Genomic DNA, 8102 nt, shown 5'->3' with positions numbered 1-8102 from the left:
CCTTTGGACCGCGCTAGCAGGTTGCAGCGGCAACACAATCTGAAGGAATGCTGTGGCACAAGCGGTCAACCCCGTCATGGGCGCTTTCGATTGGCGCCGTGGAGGCCGGTCATGGTCTGGCGCGGGGAAAGCGCTGCGCTCGGCTGCACACGTTCCACCCCACCCCGCTGAGCGCCAGTACCTGGCTCTACGTTCCCTTCACGATTCTCGGCTTGGTCGGTCGGCGGGATTGAGTCGCGCTCTCGATGGTCAAGGCCAGCCGCTTCTCGTCCTCGATGGCGCGGTCGACTGCCTCGATTTCCTCCTGGAGCGCCTTCAGCTGGGCACCGTAGCTGGAGCCATCGCTTTCTCCGATCTGAAAGCCACTTGCCCGCATTGCGTCGCGGGTATGGTGCACGTTACGGACGCCTTCGCGCCGAGTTGCGACGAGGATCTCCCTGAACTCTCCAAGACGTTCAACGTGACTGCGAGTCATTGCGTTCTCCTATTTCGTCGTCATCGTCGCCGACGGCGATGCAAAACGGCCAAACTTACGGCGCAGAAGGTCTAGGAGACTAAAGGAGATACTCTCGACAAAGCATGAGTGCGGAAGCTCAAATTTGAACGTTTGCAACAAGGTGGAGCGGGCAGGCGGAAACTGGCTTGGGACCCGATCCATCGAGTGCTCGTCTTTTCGGCCGAGCGGGTCTGCTGTTCGACTGGCCCATCCTGGATCGTGAGGGTCGGTTTCTGAGCGCACAGCGACGCTGGTCTCAATGTCCGACGTTCGGCGCCAGGCCGCCGAGCCCAGCGCACCGGCGGCTGCTTTGCTCCATAAGCGGTCATACCGGATTGCGCGCGGTGACGATCCATGCCGCACCATTGATCATCACCGACCGCTCGCCGGGGCGGTCCGCGAAGACGGCACGAACCGCAGCCGAGGCGCGGGCGCGTATGTCGTCGGGCTGATCAGCGAGCGCGCGCGACAGCGGGCCGACCTCGAGCGTCATCTTCACCGCGTCGTCAATCGCGGCGTCCCGCGTCGGGCCCTTACCAAACGGAACGGAACTATCGAAGGGCTCGATAGCGATATCGGTGAAGCCGGCCGCCATCAGGACGCGAGCCACCCGTCCGCGGTCGCCGAACGAGAACGGGCCAGGCGCTTCGGGATCGGGCGGCGCGGTCGACGGGACGATGCCCTTGATCGCGCCTATCGGCAGGCGCATCCAATCGTTATCGGCCATGCCGCGCCAACAAACGAAAGCGACCCGCCCGCCCGGCCGGAGCGCCCCGCGCATATGCGCGAACGCCGCTGTCGGATCGTCGAAGAACATCACCCCGAAACGCGAGAACAGGATGTCGAACGCGCCCTCGGGCAACTCGGCCCTGCTGGCGTCGGCCATTGCGAACACGACCGGCATATCCTGTGCCGTAAGCGCGCGCGCTCTGCCGATCAACGATTCGGATATGTCCACGCCCAATACATGGCCCCTCGGGCCGACGAGGGTGGCCAGTGCCTGACTTGACGCGCCCGCGCCGCAGCCGACGTCGAGCACGCGCTCGCCCGTCACGGGCGCGGCGGCTTCGATTGCGGCCTGGCCGAACACGGCCAGCATGGCGTCGAGCCGCGCCTGATGGGCGGCCCAGCGCTCCCCGCTTTGGTCATTCCAATCGGCGACCCGATCCGCATTGTGCTGTGCCATGACATATCCTTGTCGTGATGCGCTCTTGACCAGGCTCTCCCTCGGAATGCGAAACGAAAGCCGGTTGATCCTTGCATCAAACCGGTAGCCCGAATCGCTTTCGCAGGCTCTTGTCGAATGCGGAAGCGGGGACGAAACGGCGCAGGAGACTGATCTGACGCGCCGTTTTCCCAGCCGTATAGCGCCTCTTCGGAGCCGGATCGGTCGCAGCCGCCAATACGGTCTGGGCTACCACTTCGGGCGCATCGCCATTTTCCATCTCCTTCCGTACCGCTCCATTCAAGGCTGCGCGCCCCGTGTTATAGATATCCAGGAACTGGTCCGGCTTCGCGAGATTCTCTTCGAAGGACGTGCGGGTGTAGGCGGGCTCGACCAACGAGACACGAATTCCGAACGGGCGCAGTTCATGGTCGAGCGATTCGGAATAGCCTTCAACGGCATGTTTGGTCGATGAATAAAGCGCGAAAAATGGACCCGGGATGAACCCCTGCACCGAGCTCAAATTAACAATTCTGCCCTTTCCTTGACGTCGCATTGTCGGCAACACCGCATTGGTCACGCGAAAGACGCCGAAGACGTTCACGTCGAACAGTGCCTGCGCCTGAACCGTCGAAGACTCCTCCGCAGCGCCGAGCAGGCCCAGGCCGGCATTGTTAACGAGCACGTCGATCCGGCCTGCCTCGGCAAGGACCCGCTCGACCAGTTTGGCCGCGGACTCATCGTCGGTAACGTCACAGGCCAGCATAGTAAAACTGTCGAATTTCTTCGCCGCGGCGCGGCGGCTGGTTCCGAACACTCGAAAGCCCGCATTCCCCAAGGCATTGGCGGTGGCGAGACCGATGCCGGAGGAGGCGCCGGTCACCAGGGCGACGCCAGGACTGGTCTTATTCATGAGGATCACTTCCCTTTTTGCTTAGGTTGGAGCGTCGCCGCAGGGGTTGGCCAATTGGGACCGGAGAAACTCTGCTCTCAAACCAGCATCGACTGCTGGGCGAAGATGCCAGCCATCGCGCCTTGCCACGATGCCGTGGTGACCGAGGGGATCATGGGGTTAGTGAGGTCGCCTGCGGCGTAGATGCCGGGCATGCTGGTTTCGCGGCGCTCATCAACCTTGAGGACGATGCCAAGGGGCGTAGCGACCGTGGCGAGGCCCAGTGATTCATGCAGGCCGGCGGACGGCTTGTTGCGCGGATGCGCGAACAGAATGTCGACAGCGACATCACGGCCGGAATCGAGCTTGAGAGTGGGATTACCGCCGCCGTGACGGGTGATTTCAGTGATCCGGCCATCGAAGACAGGCGTGTTGCGACGTTCCAGATCGGCCCGGATATCGGCCGGGATGTCGTGGCCATCGGAGAAGACCGTCAACCTGTCAGTCCAATCGTGGAACAGCCTGACCTGATTGTGCGACTGCGGGCCGGACCAGACGAGGCCCCAATGCTGGCCGGCGACTTCAAAGCCGTCGCAATAGGGGCACGGCACGATGGACGTGCCCCAGCTTTCGGCAAACCCCGGCACATCGGGCATCTGGTCCGTGATGCCATAGCTCAGGATCAGCCGACGTGCCCCAAGGCGTTCGCCATCGCCCAGGAGGACGGAGAAATCGTCGATGCCGCCGGAGACTTCTTCGGCCCGAGCGTTGACCAGACTGATCGCAGGATAACGCGCCAACTGCCGGCGCGCCTCGGCCAGGATGTCCAGCGGCGGCTTGTGATCGTGCCCAAGCATACCATGCGAGTGTCCGGCGAAGCGGTTGCGCGGCAGGCCAGTGTCGAGAACGGTGACCTTGCGGCGGGCACGGCCGAGTTGCAGGGCGGCGGCAAGGCCAGCAAAGCTGCCGCCGATGATGATGACGTCATCCATGGTGATGGGCTCCGTGTTGCGTATGAAGCGGGTTGGGCTGAGCCTGGCACGCAGAATCGTCCGGCGATGCGTATTCGATATCGGTAGGCGGCCAAGGTAATGCTGATTTGGAGGACACGATAAAATCCACTCTTGGAATTTCCGAAACTGCGTAGTATCGTAATTCATGAATTACGATACTGTCAAGGACTGTAATTGAGATGACCGAAAATAGTCGAGGCCGGCGTGGCCGGCCCGCCAATGAGGCGCTTGGCCAAACCATTGTCGACACCGCAGGCGAACTCTTTGCAGAATTGGGTTTTCAAGCGACGACCTTGGACAAGGTCGCCCAGCGAGCGAAGATATCGAAGCTCAGCATTTACAAGCACTTCGAGAACAAAGAGGCGCTGTTTGGCGCGGCCTTTGCGGCCCGCTGTCAGCAGTTAATCCCACAGGCGCTTTTTGAAGGCGTCGATGGCTCGGCCGAGGATCAGCTTATGGCGGTGGGATCATCGCTGCTTCGCACGCTGCTGCGCCCAGACGTCCGCAACGTCGAAGCCATGGTCATGGCCGACACGCCGAACCAAAAGTCGTTGAGCAAAGTCCACTACGAAGCCGGCCCCGCCCATATCGTCGCCCAAATCGAGACCCTGTTACGTCAGTTGCACGCGAAGGCGGTGCTAAACGTGCCCGATCCTCTCCGGTCCGCTCGCTTGTTTGCCGCACTTTTCAAAGGCTCCGATCTTCTGATTATTGCACGCATTGATGAGGCGAGAGCAGAGGACGATGACGAAATCGAATCCTATTGCCGGTCGGCTGTCGCCATGTTCATCGCGGCTCACGGTCGCAACGAACACGCGGGCGGATAGCCGGGACAGGCCGCGATGGACTACTCGCCTGATATTTTGAACGCGTGCGCTGACTCAGCGCGAGATCGGTGTTCGGAATGCGCCGGCACCGGAGAATGCATGGCTGGCATGTGATCATGCCCCCAGCTTGTCGAGCAAGGTCTTGGCCTCTTTCAGATCGAGCGTGTCGAAGCCCTCGGTGAACCAGCCGTAGGTCGGCGCGAGCAGGTCGTGCGCCTCGGCGCGCTTGCCCTGTTCGGCCAAAAGCCGCGCAAGCGATGTGGCGGCGCGGAGCTCCCAGGATTTGGCACCTTGCTCGCGAGACCGTTCGACGGCCTGGCGGAACGAGATTTCGGCCTCGCGGCAATCGCCTGGTTCCGCGGCAGCGCATAGGGCACCCCGGAGCCGCAGCAATTCGGCATGGCACCACTGCTCGCGGGTCCGGTTCACCTGGTCGAGGGCCCGATCGATCAGGCGCACGCCGTCGGACGCGCGATTGACGCTGCCTAGCACCTCGCCGAGCAGTCCCATCGTGTACGCCTGCGTCACCTGCGTTCCGACGGCCTGCATCCGGGCCAGGCTATCCTCGATCTGGGCGATCGCCCGCTCCCTATGGCCCTGCTTCGCCCAGAGCCATCCCTTCTGCTGGGCGGCCATGGCAGTCCAAAAGGGATACGCCTGCTCGGTCGCGAAGGTGAGCGCACGCTCGTTTTGCTCCTCGGCTTCGGCCACCTCGCGCCGGAATATTCGTAACCACGCTGCCCATGTCAGCACGTAGGCGCGGCTGAAGGGGTGCGCCAATCGCTCGGCCAAGGCAAGAGCGTCTTCCATCCGGGCCAGCGCCTGGTCGGGGTAGCCGAGTTGCCAAAGCACCGCCGACCCACGACACAGGCAAATCGGTCCGGGATCCTGGCCGTAGAGGGCGAGATGGGCTCGATGTCGCTGTGGGCGATACGATTCGGAGGCCAGCTCCAGATGTTTGCGTGCCTCCCTGAAGGCGCCGCGCCAGGAAAAGCCGACCCCCCGGGCATAATGGGCTTCGACCACCCACACGGGATCGTTACTCTGCCGGGCAAGGTCGAGCAGCCGTCCGCTCAGCTCGTGCGCCGACGTCAGTTCGGCGCGCGTGGCCGAGTAGATGGCCAGGCCGAGCAGAACCGGGAAGATATCCGCATCTTCCGGCATCAGCTCGCAAAGGCGGCGCGCGCGAGAATATACCTGCTCGACCTCGGGATTTGCGTAGCCGCTTTTGGCGGCGAGCACGCGGCCCAGCACCGTTAGCGCTGCGAGCTCGCGCCGCTGGCGCTCCGGGCCCGCAGGGAGCGTTTCGATCAGGTTCAGCGCTTTCTGCAGGTGGTTCTGGGCCTCATCGTTGGCCGAACGGTCGTTGGCGCTCTCTCCCGCGCGCTGCCAGTAGCCGATGGCCTGAAGCGAGAGGCCTGCAGCCGTATAGTGCTGAGCCACGATCTCCGGCTCGTGTTCGACGACCTCGCCGAAATGCTGCTCGAGCGCGTGGGCGATCCGGGTGTGCAGTTGCTGGCGCCGACTGCGCAGCAAGGTGGCATAGGCGGCATCTCCCACCAATGCGTGCTTGAAGGTGCACGTCGCGTGGGGCGGCCGGCCGCGCGCGATGACGAGCTCGGCGCTGATGAGCTGGTCGAGGGCGCCCTGCAGTTCCCGTTCCTCGCGCTGCGCGACAGCCGCCAGCAGCTCATAAGAGAATTCGCGGCCGATGGCGGCGCCAATCTGCGCGACCTCCCGCGCCGGCATCACCAGCCGATCGAGCCGCGCCACCAGAGAATCCTGCAGGGTTGCGGGGATCGCCAACGGTGGCAGCGGACCCGAGAGCGCGTAGCGGTCGCCTTCATCGGTCAACACGTCGGATTCGATGACCGCCTTGGTCACCTCCTCGAGGAACAGGGGCACGCCGTCTGTCTTGGCCACCATCTGCTCGAGCAGCCCGCCCGGCAGCGCCTTGCCACCGGTCAACCGCTCCACCAGCGCCGCGCCCTGCCGGCGGCTCAGGCGGTTCAGCGCGAGCGAGGTGACCCGCGGGTGGCCGATCCACCGCGGCTCGAACTCAGGGCGGAAACTGAAGATCGCCAAGACTGAAAGGCGGGGGATCTGCGGAACCAATCGGTCGAGAAGCTCCAGCGACGTTGGATCAATCCAGTGGATATCCTCGAAAACCAACAGCACGGGCTGGCGGGCCGCCAGGCCAACAAGCTGCCGGATCAGCGCCTCGAGGGTGAGCTCCTTCTGGCGCTGAGGGCTGAGGTTCAGAGGTGCGTAGCGGCTGCCCACCGGGAGCGAAAGAAACGCCGACAACAAAGGGGCGTCATCCCGGACCTTGTCTGTAGAGCGCGCCAGGAGGCGCTCCAGCTTGTCGAGTTTCACGCTCGGCGGATCGTCTGGGTGGAAGCCAGCCGCGCGGGTGAGCTGGACGATCGACGGGCGAAGGGCGCTGTTTGCGTGGAACGGCGAGCACTGGCAGCGGATGCGGATGTGCGGCCGGTCGCGCAGACGCTCGCGGAGCGCCTGAATCAGGTGCGACTTGCCGATGCCGGGCTCACCGGAGAGCAGGACCACCTGCCCCTCGCCGGACGCGGCCTTGCTCCAAAGCTCCGCGAGCAGAGCAAGCTCGTGCTCGCGCCCGACCGTGGGGGCGAGGCCGCTCGTCGCGCGCGCTTCGAACCGGGTCTCGGCGGCACTCTCGCGAAGCACTCGCCACGCGCGGATCGGGGCGTCGAACCCCTTCAGCTCGTGGAAGCCCAGGTCGGCGAACTCGAACAGCCCGCCGAGCAGTCGGCGCGTCGCGAGCGGGATCACGATCTCGCCGGGCGCCGCCAATGCCTGCAGCCGCGCCGCCAGGTTCGGCGACTCGCCGACCACCGCTTCCTCCTGCGCCGCTCCTTCGCCGATGAGATCGCCCACCACCACCAGCCCCGTAGCGATGCCGACGCGTACCGCAAGCGCCCCTTGTGCCGGGGTCGCGAGCCTTGCGATCGAATCAACGACCGCCAGCCCGGCCCGCACGGCTCGCTCTGCGTCGTCCTCATGCGCCTTTGGATAGCCAAAATACACCAGCACGCCGTCGCCCATGTATTTGGCTACAAACCCGCCAAAGCGACGCACGGCCTCCGCAACGCACTTCTGATAGGCCGCAATCACCTCCCGCAAATCCTCAGGGTCCATTTGCGCGGAGAGTGCTGTCGAGCCGACAAGGTCCGAGAACATCACGGTGACCTGGCGGCGCTCAGCGGTGTCCTTCGCGGCGTTGTCGATTGCCAGAGGCGCATCGGATGAAAGCGGCGTCGGTGCGCCTGCTTGAGCGCGCAAGGCTGCGATGGCGTCGAGCAGCTTACGACGGTGTCCGACAAATCCGACGCCAAGATCCTTCAAATCCTCGGCCGTCAATATCGGCAGGATCGTCTCGTCGATCTTATTCTCGCGGAAGGCGTCCTCATACTGTTCGAGGTCAAGCCTCCGCAGCCAACCTCCGACGTCCATGGCGGCGCCCCTGGCTTACCCACCCACCGCATGATCCACCAGGGGAGACAGCCTGTCTAGGAGCAGGTTTTGAATGACCGGTTTGGGTCAAACGCGGACATCATGCCGCCTGAGCCAGGCCACAGCGATGAGCAGCCCCAGCCTGCCATTCCAACCCACACCGCTTTCTGCTTGAATACCCCCTCACCCAGCCACGGAGCCCACCCCATCACCACCGACC

General features: G+C 64.0%; 6 protein-coding genes. 1 reads left to right on the top strand and 5 read right to left on the bottom strand.

The window, feature by feature from the left end; translation table 11 throughout:
* Positions 1-187 precede the first annotated feature (187 nt).
* The 4 genes from EN780_RS21795 to EN780_RS21780 form a co-directional block, all read right to left on the bottom strand.
* Positions 188-475: a hypothetical protein gene (locus EN780_RS21795; protein ID WP_127310638.1), complete on the bottom strand. Its 288-nt coding sequence runs from the start codon at positions 473-475 to the stop codon at positions 188-190.
* 346 nt (positions 476-821) lie between these two features.
* Positions 822-1682, bottom strand: coding sequence for a methyltransferase domain-containing protein (locus EN780_RS21790; protein ID WP_128275292.1), 861 nt, complete (start codon positions 1680-1682; stop codon positions 822-824).
* 76 nt (positions 1683-1758) lie between these two features.
* Complete coding sequence (locus EN780_RS21785) at positions 1759-2574, bottom strand: oxidoreductase (RefSeq protein WP_128275291.1); 816 nt, start codon at positions 2572-2574, stop codon at positions 1759-1761.
* Between the two features lie 77 nt (positions 2575-2651).
* On the bottom strand, positions 2652-3545 hold the full coding sequence (locus EN780_RS21780) for an NAD(P)/FAD-dependent oxidoreductase (RefSeq protein WP_128275290.1): 894 nt from the start codon (positions 3543-3545) through the stop codon (positions 2652-2654).
* Between the two features lie 200 nt (positions 3546-3745).
* On the opposite strand from EN780_RS21780, the gene EN780_RS21770 reads away from it, so the two are divergent.
* Positions 3746-4393 carry a TetR/AcrR family transcriptional regulator gene (locus EN780_RS21770; RefSeq protein WP_128275289.1) on the top strand — a complete coding sequence of 216 codons (648 nt, stop codon included), beginning with the start codon at positions 3746-3748 and terminating at the stop codon, positions 4391-4393.
* 114 nt (positions 4394-4507) lie between these two features.
* Here EN780_RS21770 and EN780_RS21765 read toward each other — a convergent pair whose 3' ends face one another.
* On the bottom strand, positions 4508-7882 hold the full coding sequence (locus tag EN780_RS21765; protein ID WP_128275288.1) for an AAA family ATPase: 3375 nt from the start codon (positions 7880-7882) through the stop codon (positions 4508-4510).
* Between the last annotated feature and the right edge of the window lie 220 nt (positions 7883-8102).

This window comes from Mesorhizobium sp. M4B.F.Ca.ET.089.01.1.1, assembly GCF_004022605.1.
Taxonomy (GTDB): domain Bacteria; phylum Pseudomonadota; class Alphaproteobacteria; order Rhizobiales; family Rhizobiaceae; genus Mesorhizobium; species Mesorhizobium abyssinicae.
The sequence above is the reverse complement of the archived record's forward strand: the minus strand, read 5'-3'. Positions and strand labels throughout refer to the sequence as shown.

Excerpts from the sequence above, each read along its gene's own strand:
- EN780_RS21780 (WP_128275290.1), bottom strand. The coding sequence starts at position 3,545 with ATGGATGACGTCATCATCATCGGCGGCAGCTTTGCTGGCCTTGCCGCC.
- EN780_RS21765 (WP_128275288.1), bottom strand. The coding sequence starts at position 7,882 with ATGGACGTCGGAGGTTGGCTGCGGAGGCTTGACCTCGAACAGTATGAG.
- EN780_RS21795 (WP_127310638.1), bottom strand. The coding sequence starts at position 475 with ATGACTCGCAGTCACGTTGAACGTCTTGGAGAGTTCAGGGAGATCCTC.
- EN780_RS21785 (WP_128275291.1), bottom strand. The coding sequence starts at position 2,574 with ATGAATAAGACCAGTCCTGGCGTCGCCCTGGTGACCGGCGCCTCCTCC.
- EN780_RS21790 (WP_128275292.1), bottom strand. The coding sequence starts at position 1,682 with ATGGCACAGCACAATGCGGATCGGGTCGCCGATTGGAATGACCAAAGC.
- EN780_RS21770 (WP_128275289.1), top strand. The coding sequence starts at position 3,746 with ATGACCGAAAATAGTCGAGGCCGGCGTGGCCGGCCCGCCAATGAGGCG.